Consider the following 14243-nt stretch of genomic DNA (forward strand, 5'->3'; position numbering starts at 1 on the left):
GCTGCTTCGCGTCACGCTATATGTCGAAATCGCTCGCCGGCTGTTTCTCGCCGAAGCCTTTGGCGACGGCCCGGGCGTAGAGATCCTCCAGCGTGATGTCGTCGAGGCGGGACAGCGCCGCCTCCTCGGTTTCGGCGATCAGCGGCTCGAGGACGGCGACGAGCAGCGCCGGCGACTGGTCCTCGTCCTCCTCGGCCCGCAAGGCGACGCGGACGATCTCGCCGACGCAAAGGCGGCGCCGTTCCCGAGCCAGCTCATAGCCGCCCGCGGGACCGCGCACGCTTTTCAATATGCCCGCGCGCACAAGCGCCTGCAGCAGCGTCTCCAGCCGGCGCGGCGGCAAATCGTGCCGCGCGGCGAGTTCTTTCGACGAGACGGGGCGCCCGCGCGCATGAAGCGCGACGTCGAGCGCCGCCATCAGCGCAAATCTCGCGGGCCTCGGCAGCAGCCTCATTCGCCCGCCTCTCCGCCGACGCCCGTGGAGCCGAAGCCCCCCGCCCCGCGCGCCGTCTCCCCGAGCGCCTCCGCCTCGATCAGAACGGCGCGCGCAACCGGCGCCACGACGAGCTGCGCGATGCGCATGCCGCGCGTGATCTCGAAGGGCTGGCCGCCATGATTGACGAGCAGCGCCTTCACCTCGCCGCGATAGTCGCTATCGATCGTGCCCGGCGCGTTCAGCACCGTGACTCCGAATTCGACGGCGAGGCCCGAGCGCGGCCGTAGCTGCGCCTCATAGCCCGCCGGCAGGGCGATCTGGATTCCGGTCGGAATGAGGTCGCGCGCGCCCGGCTCCAGCACGAGCTTCTGCCCCGCCGGCAGCGCCGCATAGAGGTCCAGACCGGCGGCGCCCTCGCTCGCATAGGCCGGCATCGGCAAGCCCTCGCCATTCGTGAGGCGTCGGATGGAGAGTTTCATTCGGCCGCCTCGTTTTCTTTCAGCATGTCCGCGAGGCGCGCGACGAGCGCTTTCGCCACCGCCTCCTTGCTCATGCGCGGCCAGCTCTCGACCCCCGCGCGCGAGACGAGATGCGCCTCGTTGAGATCGCCGCCGAAGACGCCCGACCCTTCGGAAACGTCATTGGCGACGATGAGGTCGCAACCCTTGCGCAGGAGCTTTTCCCTGGCGTGGGCGACGATGTCGCGCGTCTCAGCCGCGAAGCCCACGACGAGGCGCGGCCGGCTCGCGGCGCGGGAAACGGCCGCGAGAATGTCGGGATTCTCGACGAGCGAGAACGCCGGAGCCGCCGCCCCCTGCTCTTTCTTTATCTTGTCGCGGGCCGTCTCGACGCGCCAATCGGCGACGGCCGCGGCGCCGATGAAAAGATCGGCGGGCATGGCCCGCGCCACCGCGGCGAACATCTCGCGCGCGCTCTCTATATGAAAGACGTCGCAGCCCGGCGGATCGGGCAGCGTCACGGGGCCGGAGACGAGCGTGACGCGCGCCCCCGCCGCCGCCGCCGCCGCCGCAATGGCGTGACCCTGCTTGCCGGAGGAACGGTTGGCGATGTAGCGCACCGGGTCGATCGCCTCATGCGTCGGTCCGGAGGTGACGACGACGTGGCGGCCCGATAACAGGCCCGGGACGTCCGGCGGCGCCAGTCTCGTCTCGCCCTTCAGCGCCTGCTCGATCGCCGCGACGATCTCCTGCGGCTCGGCCATGCGGCCCGGCCCATATTCGCCGCAGGCCATCGCGCCGTCATTGGGGCCGACGAACAGCGCGCCGTCCCGCTTCAGCGCCTCGACATTGCGCCGGGTCGCGGGCGCGAGCCACATGCGCAGATTCATCGCGGGCGCATAGAGCGCGCGCTTGTCCGTCGCGAGCAGAAGCGTCGTCGCGAGGTCGTCGCACAAGCCTTGGGCGGCGCGCGCGAGAAGATGCGCCGTCGCCGGCGCGACGACGACGAGATCGGCTCCGCGCGAGAGCTGGATATGGCCCATCTCATGCTCGTCGGTCGCGGAAAACAGCTCGTCATAAACCTTGTCGTTCGTCAGGCTGACAAAGGCGAGCGGCGTGACGAACTCCTTCGCCGCCGCCGTCATCACGACGCGCACGCGCGCGCCGCGCTCGCGCAGGCGGCGCACGAGGTCGAGCGACTTATAGGCCGCGATCCCACCCCCGACGATGAGCAGGATGCTCTTATCGTCAAGGCTTTGCGCTATGTTTTGACCCGACAAGCCGAAGGCTCCCCTGCTCGACGCGCGCGGAGAATACAGATTTTGGGCGCGAGGCCAAAGCGGCCATGGCGAGGAGCCTCGGAACGTCCGAAGGCCCTCCCGCCATTGCGAGCGACGCGAAGCCGTCCGGAGCCGCGTCGATCCCCGGTTTATTTCGTCGGCTCCGCCTCCTCGCAATGATGGCGGAGGCTTGATAGAGATCGGGGAAGATTGTCATCCCGCCGCAGGCCCCAAGACATGCAGACGATATCGCGCCTCCTCGCGCTCGGCTTCCTCCTCGCCGCCGGCTGGCCCGCCGTCGCCCGCGACAAGGAGCGTCCGGCCGTCAATATTCCGCCCGACGCCGCGACGGCCGCGCCGGAGCGGAAGCTGGCGGACCGCGGCCGCACTTTCGTGCCGCTGCATTCGACGCTCATCGGCCATGGCGGCGTCACCCGTCTGAATTTCTCGGGCACGCTCTCGATCCACAACGCCTCGGCGACGAATGTTCTCGCCGTCGACAGGATCGATTATCGCAGCGGCGCGGGCGAGGTCGTCGAGACTTACGTGTCCGAGCCCGTCTATCTGAAACCCTACGCCTCGATGCAGATCGCCGTCGCCCAGGACGACGTGCGCGCGGGCGTGGGGGCGAGCTTCACGGTCGACTGGTCCATGCCGGCAGGCTCCGACGAGCCGGTTGTGGAGGCGGCGATGGCGTCCTTTGTCGGCACGCATAGCTACAGCTTTCTCTCTCCGGGTCGGCGGGTCTCGCGTCCGCAATGACCTATCTGTCGCCGCAATGAGCCAGCCCGCGCCGCTCGTGGGGCGCCTGTCGCTTTCCGACTATCGATCCTATGCGTCGGCCCGTTGCGGGATCGGCGCGCGGCTCGTCGCGCTCACGGGCGAAAACGGAGCCGGAAAGACCAATGTGCTGGAGGCGCTCTCGCTTTTCTCGCCCGGCCGCGGCTTGCGGCGCGCCGAGCTCGGCGAATGCGCGCGGCGCGACGGCGCGGGCGGCTTCGCGGTTTCCATCGAGCTAGAAAGCGACGGCGCGACGGCGCAGCTCGGCCACGGGCTCACGCCCGAAGGCGAGCGCCAGTTCCGCATCGAGCGCGCGCCGGTCGCCTCCGCCCGCGCCTTCGCCGACCATCTGCGCGTCTTGTGGCTCACGCCCGCGATGGACGGGCTTTTCAACGGGCCGGCGGGCGATCGCCGCCGCTTTCTCGACCGCCTCGCGCTTGGAGTCGACGCGGACCATGGGGCGCGCGTCAACAAGCTCGAGCGCGCTTTACGCAACCGCAACCGCCTCCTCGAGGAGGGCGTCTCCGACCGGCGCTGGCTCGACGCCGCCGAGCATGAGATCGCGGCGCTTGGCGTCGCCGTCGCGGCGGCGCGGCGCGAGACCGTCTCTCGTCTGGCGTCGCTCATCGTCGCGAGCGAGAGCGTCTTTCCATGGGCGGAGATTTCAATCGAGGGCGAAATCGAGAATATGCTCGCCGAGGCGCCGGCGCTCGCCGTGGAGGAGCGTTTCCGAGAGACGCTGAGCCGGACGCGACGCCGCGACGCCGCCGCCGGCCGCACGCTCGCCGGCCCGCAGACGAGCGACCTCGCCGTGCGCCACGGCCCGAAGGACGAAGCCGCGCGCGACTGCTCGACGGGCGAGCAGAAAGCGCTGCTAATGGGGCTGACGCTCGCCCACGCCCGCCTTGTCGGGGAGATGACCGGAAAAGCGCCGCTGCTTCTGCTCGACGAAGTCGCCGCGCATTTCGATCCGAAACGGCGCGAGGCTCTGTTTCAAGAACTTGAAACGTTGGGCGGGCAGATATGGATGACGGGCGCGGACCCGCTGCTGTTCGCGTCGCTGGAAGGCCGCGCGGAAATGCTGCATGTGACGCCGGGGCGCATCGAGAGACGGAGGTGACGAATGGACTGGCACTGGTATGCGATCATCGCCGGGGTCGCGGCGCCTTGGATCATCCTCAACGCCAGCCTGCGCAACACCTTCAGGGAAGCCGGCCCCATCACCGGCCTTTCCGTCTGGGCCGGCATGTCGGTCTTCACCACGCTCGTCGCGCTGCTGATCGGGTGGATCGCGCATAAAATGCTCGCGTGAAACGGAACGGTTTTTTCTTTTCGCTCTTGCGCGCCGTCATGGATGGCCGGGACCAGCCCGGCCATGACGGCCTTCTTTACGGGGAGGTATGGGCCGCCTCGCCGCCCGAGATTGCCGTTCGGCGAGTGACAAAGCCCCTCACGGCTGCAGCATCACCTTGACGCAGCCATCCTTGCGGTTGCGGAAGGTCTTGTAAAGCTCCGGCCCCTCCTCCAGCGCGCCGCGATGCGTGACAACGAAGGACGGATCGATGTCGCCCTTCTCGATGCGCTCGAGCAGGCGCGGCAGATAGCGCTGCACGGGCGTCTGCGCCATGCGGAAGGTGAGCCCGCGATTAATGGCCGAGCCCATCGGGAATTTGTCGACAAAGCCGCCATAGACGCCGACGATGGAGACGGTTCCGAAATTGCGGCAGCATTGGACCGCCTGGCGCAGCACATGCGGCTGGTCGGTGCCGAGGAACGCCGCGACCTTCACGCGGTCGATGAAGGAGTCGATGCTTCCCGTCGGGTCGGGCTCCGTCCCGACCGCGTCGATGCAGGCGTCGGCGCCGCGCCCCTTCGTCATGCTGTTGATCGCCTCATAGACGTCGACCTTGTGGAAGTCGAGCGTCTCCGCGCCCGCCATCTCCGCGAGCGCAAGGCGCTCCGGCACGTGATCGATGGCGATGACGCGCTCGGCGCCGAGCAAGAAGGCGCTGCGAATCGCGAATTGCCCGACCGGCCCGCAGCCCCAGATGGCGATGGTCTCGCCGCCTTTGATGTCGCAGAACTCCGCGGCCATGTAGCCGGTCGGGAAAATATCGGAAAGAAAGAGCGCCTGATCGTCGGCGAGCGAATCGGGGATCTTGATGGGACCGACATCCGCATGGGGCACGCGCAGATATTCGGCCTGTCCGCCGCGATAGCCGCCGAGGAGATGCGAATAGCCGAAGAGCCCCGCGGGCGAATGGCCCCAGAGCGTCTCGGCCTTTGCATGGTCGGGATTGGTGCGTTCGCAGGCGGAATAAAAGCCGCGCTGGCAGAAATAGCATTCGCCGCACGAGATCGTGAAGGGCACGACGACGCGGTCGCCGACCTTCAGCTTCTTCACCGCCGAACCGACCTCCACGACCTCGCCCATGGTTTCGTGGCCGAGGACGTCGCCGCGCCGCATCTGCGGAATGACGCCGTCATAAATGTGAAGGTCGGAGCCGCAAATTGCGCAGGCCGTGACCTTGATCACCACGTCGCGCGGATCTTCGATCGCCGGATCGGGGACGTTTTCGCAGCGAATGTCGCCTTTGCCGTTATAGGTGAGCGCTTTCATGCGGAATGCTCCCGTTTCGGTCCGACGCGGCAAAAGCCCCACACGCCCGAGCGCGCGCCTCTGTGCTGAACTTGCGCGGGATGAGATCGTTCCAGGGAATGTCACGGGGAGGCGGAGCCGATGAAGCGATCCAGAGCCGCGATGGCGCTCTGGATTGCTTCGCTTCGCTCGCAATGACGGGCGAGGCAATCCGGGGCCGCGAGCGTCATTGCGAAGAGGCGAAGCCGACGAAGCAATCTAGGACCGCGGCGTGGCTCTGGATTGCTTCGCCTGCGGCTGGCAATGACGGGCGGAGGCATGGCCCGGCGACCCTCGCCTGTGCTATTGCGCAGCCATGCCCAACCTTCCCCCGCAAGCCCGCGCGCTGCTCAAATCCGTTTTCGGCTATGACGATTTCCGCCCCGGCCAGGCGGAGATCGTCGCGGCCGCGCTCGACGGCGGGCCGGTGCTCGCGATCATGCCGACGGGCAGCGGCAAATCCATGTGCTACCAGCTCCCCGCCATCATGGAGGGCGCGCTCACCGTCGTGGTCTCGCCGCTCATCGCGCTGATGCGCGATCAGGTGAAGCAGATGCGGGCCTTGGGGGTTTCCGCGGCGACCCTCAACTCCGTGAACGGCGCAGAGGAGAATGACGAAGCCCGCCGCGCGATGCGCGACGGCGCTCTGCGGCTGCTCTATGTCTCGCCCGAACGCCTGATGATGGACGGCCTCATCGCCGATCTGCGCCGCGCGCGGCCGCGTCGCCTCGCCATCGACGAGGCGCATTGCGTTTCGGAATGGGGGCACGATTTCCGCCCCGAATATCGCGAGATCGGCCGCGCGGCGGAGGCGCTGGGGAATATTCAGGTGATCGGCCTCACCGCCACCGCGGACGCCGCGACGCGCGAGGACATTGCGAAGCGCCTGTTCCCCTCGCCGCCCAAGCTCTTCCTGCACAGTTTCGACCGGCCGAACATTGCGCTCAATTTCGCGCTGAAGGATCAGCCGCGCCGGCAATTGTCGCGCTTTCTCGAACGGCACAAGGGCGAGAGCGGCATCGTCTACTGCTCGTCGCGGCAACGCACGGAAGACCTCGCCGCCTATTTCGTCGGTCAGGGCCGCGATGCGCTGCCCTACCATGCGGGCCTCGACCAGGAGACGCGCAACCGCAACCAGGATCGCTTCCTGCGGGAGGACGGCGTCGTCGCCGTCGCGACCATCGCCTTCGGCATGGGCGTCAACAAGCCGGACGTGCGCTTTGTCGCGCATGCGGACATGCCCTCCTCCGTCGAGAGCTACTATCAGGAGATCGGCCGCGCCGGACGCGACGGGCTGCCCGCCGACACGCTGACGCTGTACGGCCTCGACGACATGGCTTTCCGCCGAAGGCAGATCGACTCCAAGGAGGTGAGCGAGGCGCGCCGGCGCGTCGAGCATGACCGCTTCTCGGCGCTCGCCATGCTCTGCGAGACGCCGCAATGCCGCCGCCAGACGCTGCTCGCCTATTTCGCCGAGGAGGCGCCGCCCTGCGGGCGTTGCGACGTCTGCCAAGGCAAGGTCGCGGTCTTTGACGGCCTCATCCCCGCGCAAAAGGCGCTCTCGGCCGTCTATCGCACCGGCCAGCGCTTCGGCGCGAACTACCTCGCCGACGTGCTGCGCGGCGAGATGACCGACGCGGTGCGCCGCCACGGGCACGACGCGATCAAGACCTTCGGCGTCGGCAAGGAACATTCGAAACAGGAATGGGCCTCGATCCTGCGCCAGCTCTTCGCCGCCGGCGCCTTGCAGACAGCGAGCGCCGAACATGGAGGTTTTGCGCTGACGGCGAAAGGTGAAGACATTCTCTTCGGGCGTGAGACGATCATGCTGCGTAGCGATCCGCTGGCGCGCCTCGAGCGGCGAGAGAAGGCCTCGGCCAATCTCGACGAAGCGACGGACCGCATCCTTGCGGCGCTCAAGCGCAAGCGGCGCGAACTCGCTCAGGAGGAGGGCGTGCCCGCCTATGTCATCTTCGCCGACCGCACGCTGATCGACATGGCGGAAAAGCGTCCCGCGACACTGGACGAGATGCTCTCCGTGCATGGCGTCGGCGAGCGCAAGCTCGCGCAATTTGGCGACGCCTTTCTGGAGACGTTGGAAGAAGCGCTCCGATAAAGCGCGCCCTCATCCCCGCGAGCTCCGTGGATGGCTAAGTTGACGCGCGCTCCAACGTTCCCAAGCCACGCCGTTCTCGCCGTGAGCCCTCCCGCTCGGCGCGAATATCCTGTTCTTATCGCGCGTCCTCGTTTGGTTCTCGCGATTTCCCGTCGCTCGCTGCGATTGCGCCAGGGGGAAAGCGCGATTAGCTGTGGACGACGGCCAATTGACCAACAACGCCTTGCCTTGGGATAGGCTTTCGGTAAAATTGCCCGACAGAAAAAGGGGGATGGAGTTCCCCGAAACCGCCGAAGAGGCTGATGACTCCTGCCCGCGAGGATTCGCAAAAAGGGGAGTCGTATGCGTCGTAGCGGTCATTTCCGCGCTGATGTCGATTTTGAGGGGTTCGATCGTCGCGCCGCTATAGCGGGTTTCTCCCTCTTTCTCTCGGGCTGCATGCCGACGGCGCAGGAGGAGCGCGCGCAATTCATCGAAGCGCCGTCGATGAGCCGCACCATCGCGGCTTCCGGCGTCCGAAGCGTCAGCGGCGAAAAAGGCTGGCCCGGCCAGCAATGGTGGCGCGCCTTTCATAGCGCGGAGCTCGACCGAATCGTCGAGAAGGCGCTCGAGGACAATCAGAACCTCAGAAAGGCCGCCGACACGCTGAAAGAGGCCGAGGCCGGGATCGATATTGCGAGCTCGCGTCTGACGCCTTATGTCGAGACCGACTTCTCCTACAAGCAGTATCGCTACGCCGAGCACGGCGTCGCGGCGGGACTCAATCCGAAACAGGCGGGCCTCGAAAAATCGGCGGCCTTCCTCAATCCCATCTCCGCGAAATGGGAGCTGGACTTCTGGGGAAAGAACCGCGCATTGCTCGACGCGGCGATCGGCGACGCGCTGGCCCAGGAAGGCGAATTGGAGCAGACTCGCCTGCTGCTGACGACGGGCGTCGCGCGGGCCTATCTGCGCGGCTCCATCCTCGCCGAGCAACTCAAGCTGGCGAAAGAGCTCACGAAGCTGCGGCGCGAGCTGCGGGCGCTCGCGGAAACGCGGTACAATACCGGCCTGGAAGCGCTGGATATCGTCCAGATTGCGCGCACCAACGAAGAAACCGCCACGCGGCGCGAAGCCTCGCTCGCGGCCGCCATCGCCATCCAGGAAAACGCTCTGGCCCGGCTCATGGGCGAAGGGCCGGACTACGCCCGCAGCCTCTTCGCGGGCAAGAAATCCGTGGCGCCCGCGCAGCCCGCCTTGCCGAAGCGCTTGCCCATCGAGCTTCTCGCGCATCGCCCCGATCTGATGGCGGCGCTGCGCCGCGCGGAGGCCTGGGCGGACCGCATTCATGCCGCCAAGACCATGTTCCTGCCCTCGATCGACCTCTCGGTCTCGGCGGGGCTCGAGGCCTCCGTCACCTCGACGCAATTTTCAAAGCTCGGGGGCTATCTCTTCAATCCCGGCGCCATGGTCTACAATGTCGCGCCCGGCCTGCATCTGCCGATTTTCCAGGGCGGCCGGCTCACCGGCAATCTCGAAGCGCAGCGCGCCGATTATGACCAGGCGGTTGACGTCTACAACGAAACTCTGCTCGCCGCCGCGCAGCAGACGGCCGACGCTCTGGCCAATCTCAAACGCTATAAGAGCGAGTTCGAATCCCAGTCGCGCTTCATCAAAGCGCGCAAGGCGGAGCTGGAGCTCGCGCGCGCGCGTCTGCGCGACGGCTTGCGGGACCGCCGCGAAGTCGTGCAGGAATATGCCGACCTGCTCGACGCGATTTTCATCCAGCGCGGTCTGGAAGGCGACAGGCTTATCGCGGCCGTCGATCTCTTTCAGGCGCTTGGCGGCGGCTATGACGCCGGTCCCGCGGCCGATGCGCCGAGGCCCGCTCCAGAGACGGATCCGATCAACCCGGTCGTCAACGCCGTCCAATCGCTTGGAGGAGGCTAGTCTTGAGCGACGAAGCGACAATAGAGGCGCCGAAAGCGGCCACTCCGACGCTCTCGCGCAAGAGCATTCGCGCGCGGCGGAACTTCCTGCTCAAGCTTCTCGCGGTCGGCGTCGCCGTCGGCGCGCTGGCGGAAACGTTCCGCTATGTCGCTTTTGACCGCGACTGGGTGACGACCGACAACGCCTTCGTCACCGGCAACGTCATTCCCGTGCAGTCCGACGCGACCGGCGTCGTCGCGCAAGTTTTGGCGGAAGAAACGCAGCTCGTGAAGAAGGGCGACGCGCTCGTGCGGCTCGACGCGCAGCGCGCCCGCGCCGCGCTGGGGCAGGCGGAGGCGGAGCTCGGCCGCGCCGTGCGAAATGTCGCCGCGCTTTTCGCCGGCCGCCGGCAGATTTGCCAGAAGGTCACGTCGCGCATCGCGATCCGCGAGCGCACGCGGCACGATCTCGCGCGCTATCGGCAGGCCGCGACCAGCGGCGCCGCCTCGCGCCAATTGCTGCAAAACACCGAGGATACGCTGAATGCGCAGGAAGCCGATCTGCGCGAGGCGCGCGCCGAGCTCGCCGCGATCGAGTCGCGCGTCGGCGGCGTGACGCCGATGAACCATCCCGACGTCGAATTCGCCAAGGCCCGCTTCAACGACGCCTATATCGAATATTTGCGCCAGAACATCCGCGCGCCGGCGACGGGCTACGTCGCCAAGCGCCGCGTGCAGGTCGGCCAGCGCGTGCGGCCGGGCGACCAGATCCTGAACATCGTGCCGCTCGATCACTTATGGGTCGAAGCGAATCTCTGGGAAAACCGCATGGAGCGGATTCGCCCCGGCCAGCCCGCAATCATCAAGGTCGATCTTTACGGATCGAGCGCGACCTTCCACGGCGCGGTCGAGGGTCTCGTGCCGGGCTCCGGCAGCGTCTTCGCGACGCTGCCGCCGGACAACGCCACCGGCAATTTCATCCGCATCGTGCAGCGCGTGCCCGTGCGCATCGCGATCGACCCCGAAGAGCTGAAGAAGACGCCGCTGCGGCCCGGCCTCTCGACCGTCACCTCGATCAATGTCGGCGCCGAAGCGAAGCCGATGAACGACTCCGTCGTGAAGACGTCGACAAGCGAATATTCGACCGAGGTGTTCGACAAGGATCTCGCCGAGGCCAAGGCGCGCGCCGACAAGATCGTGCGCGACAATCTGGTCGCCAAGGACGGCTGGGACGGAAGCTGCGCCGCCATGGCGCAGGATTGATCGCCGCGATTGAATCTTCAAGCCTGAGGCGCGCCGAGATGGCGTGACATGGCGCCAAGGCGATCGATCGACGTGGCGCTTGGCCGGACGCCTGCGGATCGATAGGGGTGTGACGTAAATGTCTCTCCCCCGCGATTTCCCCGAGAGGCGGCGATTTTCGCCGGGAAAGAGACAAAGTCCGGGGCGTATCCTTGCAGGACCGGTCATTCGAGCGCGCGGGAATGTCGAAGAAAGAGCTACGAGAGAGAGTCGTCATGGCCGCCGCCGTCGCCTGCCTTGGCGCGGCCTCCCCCGCCGTCGCGGCGGACGACGATTTCCGTATCTGGGAAAACATCACGGCCAACGTCAATCTCGGTTCGATCGACCCCAGGCTCGACAAATGGCGGTGGTGGGCCGAGGGACAGGGCCGCTTTCGCGACAATGCCGGCGCCGCCGACCAAGGGCTGGCGCGCACGGGCGTCGGCTATCAACTCACCGATCGCGCGAGCGTCTGGCTGGGCTACGCCTATGTCTCGACCTATCCGCAAGGCCGCCGGATGATCAACGAGCATCGCATCTGGCAGCAATTGCTTCTCACCGACAAGGCGTCTTTCGGCGATCTCTCCAGCCGCACCCGTCTCGAGCAGCGCTTCATCGACGGCGTCGATCCCGTTGAATGGCGCCTGCGCGAGCTGGTGCGCTTTTCTCGCCCCATCAGCGAAGGCTCGCCCGTCAGCGTCGTGCTATGGGATGAAGCCTTTATGCGGCTGAACTCCACGGCTCCGACCACGCGCTTCGGCTTCGACCAGAATCGCGGCTTTGCGGGCCTCGGCTATACGTTCAGCAAGCAAATGCGGGTCGAAATCGGCTATATGAACCAGTTGATCCTGTCGCGCGCCGTCACGCAACGCGAGCAGCGCTTCGACCACCGGATGAATCACATCCTTTCGATCAGCATGTTTCTCAATCTGTAGGCCCGGATCGCGCGCTCGACGCGACGGCCTCCCCGTCATTGCGAGCGCAGCGAAGCAATCCAGAGCCACGCCGCGGCCCTGGATTGCTTCGTCGCTTGCGCTTTTCGCAATGACGGTGAGTCACGGCATTGGCCGCCAGAATAGGAACCTGATCTTACCGTCCGGCGCGAGGCCGATGCGCCGTTCCGTATTCTCATTGTCGAATTTGACGTCATAGACGTCGCCGCCCATCTTGCCGACTCCCCGGAACGCAATTTCGCGCAATACGCCCTTTGTGGAGAATTCCTCAAGGACGGCCGGCAACGCCCGTCGAAGATGTGACGAAAGGCTTTCGATGAACTGGTCGAAATCGACGTCGCCGGATTGCAGGCTCGCAATGATGCGACGAAGTATTTGTTCACTGCCGGGGTTTGGCGTCTTGTTCTTGATGCGGCTCGCCAGGACGGCCGCCTCCTTCTCCGCTTCCGCCCGGTCGATTCGATAAGCGAGGCTTTCAAAGCCGCCATGATGAAGCGTGAATCTCTCGACCGCGCCTTCCGGCGGAACATGAAAGCTCACCTGAGTCGGCCAGCGCGAGAAGAAGAACTGATAATTGCTCTCCGGCAGAGCCTCGGTTGCGACCGGCCAGCCGGGATTCTTGAACAACAACTTGTCTCCTCGGCGCGCCACGTCCCAAACGACGCCGAATTCCGATTTGTAATGACCGACATAGCGGTCCAGTAAAGCCGGATCGATGGGAACGGCTTTGCGTGGACGCGCCTGCTCGTAGCGTTTTTGCGCAATGGCGTCGAAAAGCGGCTCGGTCATCTGCGTCTCCTTTGCAAGGTTGACGAGTTCGGTCACGGATAAGATTTCCCCTGCCCCGATCCGATTACGCGCGATGGCCACGAGGGCCAGCCCGCGCTCCGCTCCTCGCCTCATTGCAAGCAGTGACGTTTCCTGCATGGCGAATGCGCGATCCAGATCGTTGTCACGCCCTTTCAGCAGCTCGGCGATGCGCGATAAGCTCAAACCAAGTTGCTTGAGCGCGAGGATTTCATGCAGCCGCGCAATCTCAGCCGCGCCATAGAGCCGCCAGCCCTTTTCCGTCCGCTTCGGCGCGACGAGACCATGGCGCTCATAGACGCGCAGCGCGCGCACGGTGAGGCCGATGCTGGCCGCGCATTCCGCGGCGGTGAGCAATTCGTCTTTCCTGGAGAAACGTGACACTGAAACCCCTCCTAAGAACATTTCTAGGGTATGTCCCAAGGGACGGGTCAAGAGAACTAGCCGTGAAAACGGGAAGGCCAGAATGAGAGGCAAAGCGGCGCCATAACTTGGCTTTTCGCCGGATACCGCTGCAAAATCGCCCATCGCGGCGAACATTTTCTCGCGAAAGGTCGGTTTTCTTTTTCGTCGCGCGCTCTGAGATTTGTGAAGCTGCTCGCCCTTCTCCCTCGCACGGGGAGAGGGCGCGCAGCTCATGGCGCATACGCGCAAACAAAAACGCGGCCCCGAAAGGCCGCGTCGGTTTGCTGATAAAGTGGGCTGACGCCGTCGTGCTTCTGCGCAACGGCTAGGTCCTGTGGACTCTAAGGGATTCCCATTTGGTCGCAAATCAGATTCAAGACTTCTTTTGGGGAGGCGGCCTTGGGTGTGATGGATCGATTGGTTTTGACGGACACGGCGTGGGAGCGGATGGCTCCGCTGATCATTGGCCGGCCTGACCAGAAGGGCTCGACCGGCCGCGACAACCGGATGTTTGTGGAGGGCGTGCTGTGGATCGTGCGCACGGGTTCCCCCTGGCGCGATCTTCCGGAAGCGTTTGGGGAGTGGAACAGTGTGTTTCGGCGCTTCAGTCGATGGAGCGCCAAGGGGTCTGGCATCGGGTTTTCGAGGCGATGTCTGACGATTCTGACTTCGAATATCTGATCGTCGACTCCACGATCGTCCGGGCGCATCAGCACGCTGCCGGGGCGAAAAAGGGGGCCTGAAGATCAGGCGATCGGGCGTTCGCGCGGCGGCCTGAGCACCAAGATACATCTGGCCGTTCGCGGCTTGGGATGTCCTGCGGTTCACGCTGACCGCCGGTCAGAAGGGCGACGCCCCGCAAGCCGTGGCGTTGATCGAGGGACTGCCCGCAGAGGTCGTCATGGCCGATACCGCCTATGACGCCAATTATTTGCGCCAAGCCATCGCCGCGAAGGGCGCGCTTGCCGTCATCCCAAACAACCCGTCACGTGCGCTCAAATATCCGCTCGACAAGCATCTTTATACTCAGCGCCATCTCGTCGAATGCTGCTTCTCAAAACTCAAGCAGTTCCGCCGCGTTGCAACCCGCTTCGAAAAACCGCCCGAAACTATCGAGCGGTCGTAACCCTCGCCGCAATCGTCCTATGGCTCAGATAACTGTCCACACAGCCTAGGCCTCAT

General features: G+C 65.6%; 12 protein-coding genes, 1 pseudogene and 1 riboswitch. Of the genes and pseudogenes, 8 read left to right on the forward strand and 5 right to left on the reverse strand.

Going from position 1 to position 14243, the window contains the following annotated elements:
- Positions 1-16: 16 nt before the first annotated feature.
- The 3 genes from ACV7JP_RS00900 to coaBC are packed head-to-tail and all read right to left on the reverse strand — an operon-like array spanning position 17 to position 2174.
- Positions 17-454: an RrF2 family transcriptional regulator gene (locus ACV7JP_RS00900; RefSeq protein WP_457797408.1), complete on the reverse strand. Its 438-nt coding sequence runs from the start codon at positions 452-454 to the stop codon at positions 17-19.
- Complete coding sequence (gene dut, locus ACV7JP_RS00905) at positions 451-915, reverse strand: dUTP diphosphatase (RefSeq protein ID WP_457797409.1); 465 nt, start codon at positions 913-915, stop codon at positions 451-453. Before dut ends, ACV7JP_RS00900 begins: the two co-directional genes overlap by 4 nt.
- A complete protein-coding gene (gene coaBC / locus ACV7JP_RS00910) occupies positions 912-2174 on the reverse strand; it encodes a bifunctional phosphopantothenoylcysteine decarboxylase/phosphopantothenate--cysteine ligase CoaBC (protein WP_457797410.1) in 1263 nt (420 codons plus the stop codon). The genes dut and coaBC overlap by 4 nt, the downstream gene beginning before the upstream one ends.
- A gap of 237 nt (positions 2175-2411) precedes the next feature.
- Here coaBC and ACV7JP_RS00915 point away from each other — a divergent pair, with 237 nt between their 5' ends.
- The 3 genes from ACV7JP_RS00915 to ACV7JP_RS00925 are packed head-to-tail and all read left to right on the forward strand — an operon-like array spanning position 2412 to position 4266.
- Entirely contained in the window at positions 2412-2936 is a 525-nt protein-coding gene (locus ACV7JP_RS00915; protein WP_457797411.1) for a DUF3124 domain-containing protein, read from the forward strand.
- A 16-nt stretch (positions 2937-2952) separates the two neighbouring features.
- Positions 2953-4074 (forward strand): DNA replication/repair protein RecF, encoded by a 1122-nt coding sequence (gene recF / locus ACV7JP_RS00920; protein ID WP_457797412.1) that lies wholly within the window; start codon positions 2953-2955, stop codon positions 4072-4074.
- A gap of 3 nt (positions 4075-4077) precedes the next feature.
- The gene (locus ACV7JP_RS00925) at positions 4078-4266 is read left to right on the forward strand and encodes a hypothetical protein (RefSeq protein WP_457797413.1); all 189 of its coding nucleotides are present in this window, start codon (positions 4078-4080) and stop codon (positions 4264-4266) included.
- A gap of 138 nt (positions 4267-4404) precedes the next feature.
- On the opposite strand, the gene ACV7JP_RS00930 is transcribed toward ACV7JP_RS00925, so the two are convergent.
- Positions 4405-5574 carry a zinc-dependent alcohol dehydrogenase gene (locus ACV7JP_RS00930; RefSeq protein ID WP_457797414.1) on the reverse strand — a complete coding sequence of 390 codons (1170 nt, stop codon included), beginning with the start codon at positions 5572-5574 and terminating at the stop codon, positions 4405-4407.
- 334 nt (positions 5575-5908) lie between these two features.
- Here ACV7JP_RS00930 and recQ point away from each other — a divergent pair, with 334 nt between their 5' ends.
- The 4 genes from recQ (at position 5909) to ACV7JP_RS00950 (ending at position 11831) form a co-directional block, all read left to right on the forward strand.
- Positions 5909-7708, forward strand: a complete 1800-nt coding sequence (gene recQ / locus ACV7JP_RS00935) for a DNA helicase RecQ (protein WP_457797415.1) — start codon at positions 5909-5911, stop codon at positions 7706-7708.
- A 258-nt stretch (positions 7709-7966) separates the two neighbouring features.
- A riboswitch (Fluoride riboswitch) is annotated at positions 7967-8027 on the forward strand.
- Between the two features lie 23 nt (positions 8028-8050).
- Complete coding sequence (locus ACV7JP_RS00940) at positions 8051-9637, forward strand: efflux transporter outer membrane subunit (protein WP_457797416.1); 1587 nt, start codon at positions 8051-8053, stop codon at positions 9635-9637.
- Between the two features lie 2 nt (positions 9638-9639).
- Positions 9640-10878, forward strand: a complete 1239-nt coding sequence (locus tag ACV7JP_RS00945) for an HlyD family efflux transporter periplasmic adaptor subunit (RefSeq protein WP_457797417.1) — start codon at positions 9640-9642, stop codon at positions 10876-10878.
- A 254-nt stretch (positions 10879-11132) separates the two neighbouring features.
- On the forward strand, positions 11133-11831 hold the full coding sequence (locus tag ACV7JP_RS00950) for a DUF2490 domain-containing protein (protein WP_457797418.1): 699 nt from the start codon (positions 11133-11135) through the stop codon (positions 11829-11831).
- A gap of 120 nt (positions 11832-11951) precedes the next feature.
- On the opposite strand, the gene ACV7JP_RS00955 is transcribed toward ACV7JP_RS00950, so the two are convergent.
- Positions 11952-13427 (reverse strand): MerR family transcriptional regulator, encoded by a 1476-nt coding sequence (locus tag ACV7JP_RS00955; RefSeq protein WP_457797419.1) that lies wholly within the window; start codon positions 13425-13427, stop codon positions 11952-11954.
- A 33-nt stretch (positions 13428-13460) separates the two neighbouring features.
- Between ACV7JP_RS00955 and ACV7JP_RS00960 the strand changes: the two are divergent.
- Positions 13461-14219: pseudogene (locus tag ACV7JP_RS00960) on the forward strand (IS5 family transposase).
- Positions 14220-14243: the final 24 nt, after the last annotated feature.

This window comes from Methylocystis sp. S23 (genome assembly GCF_054106005.1).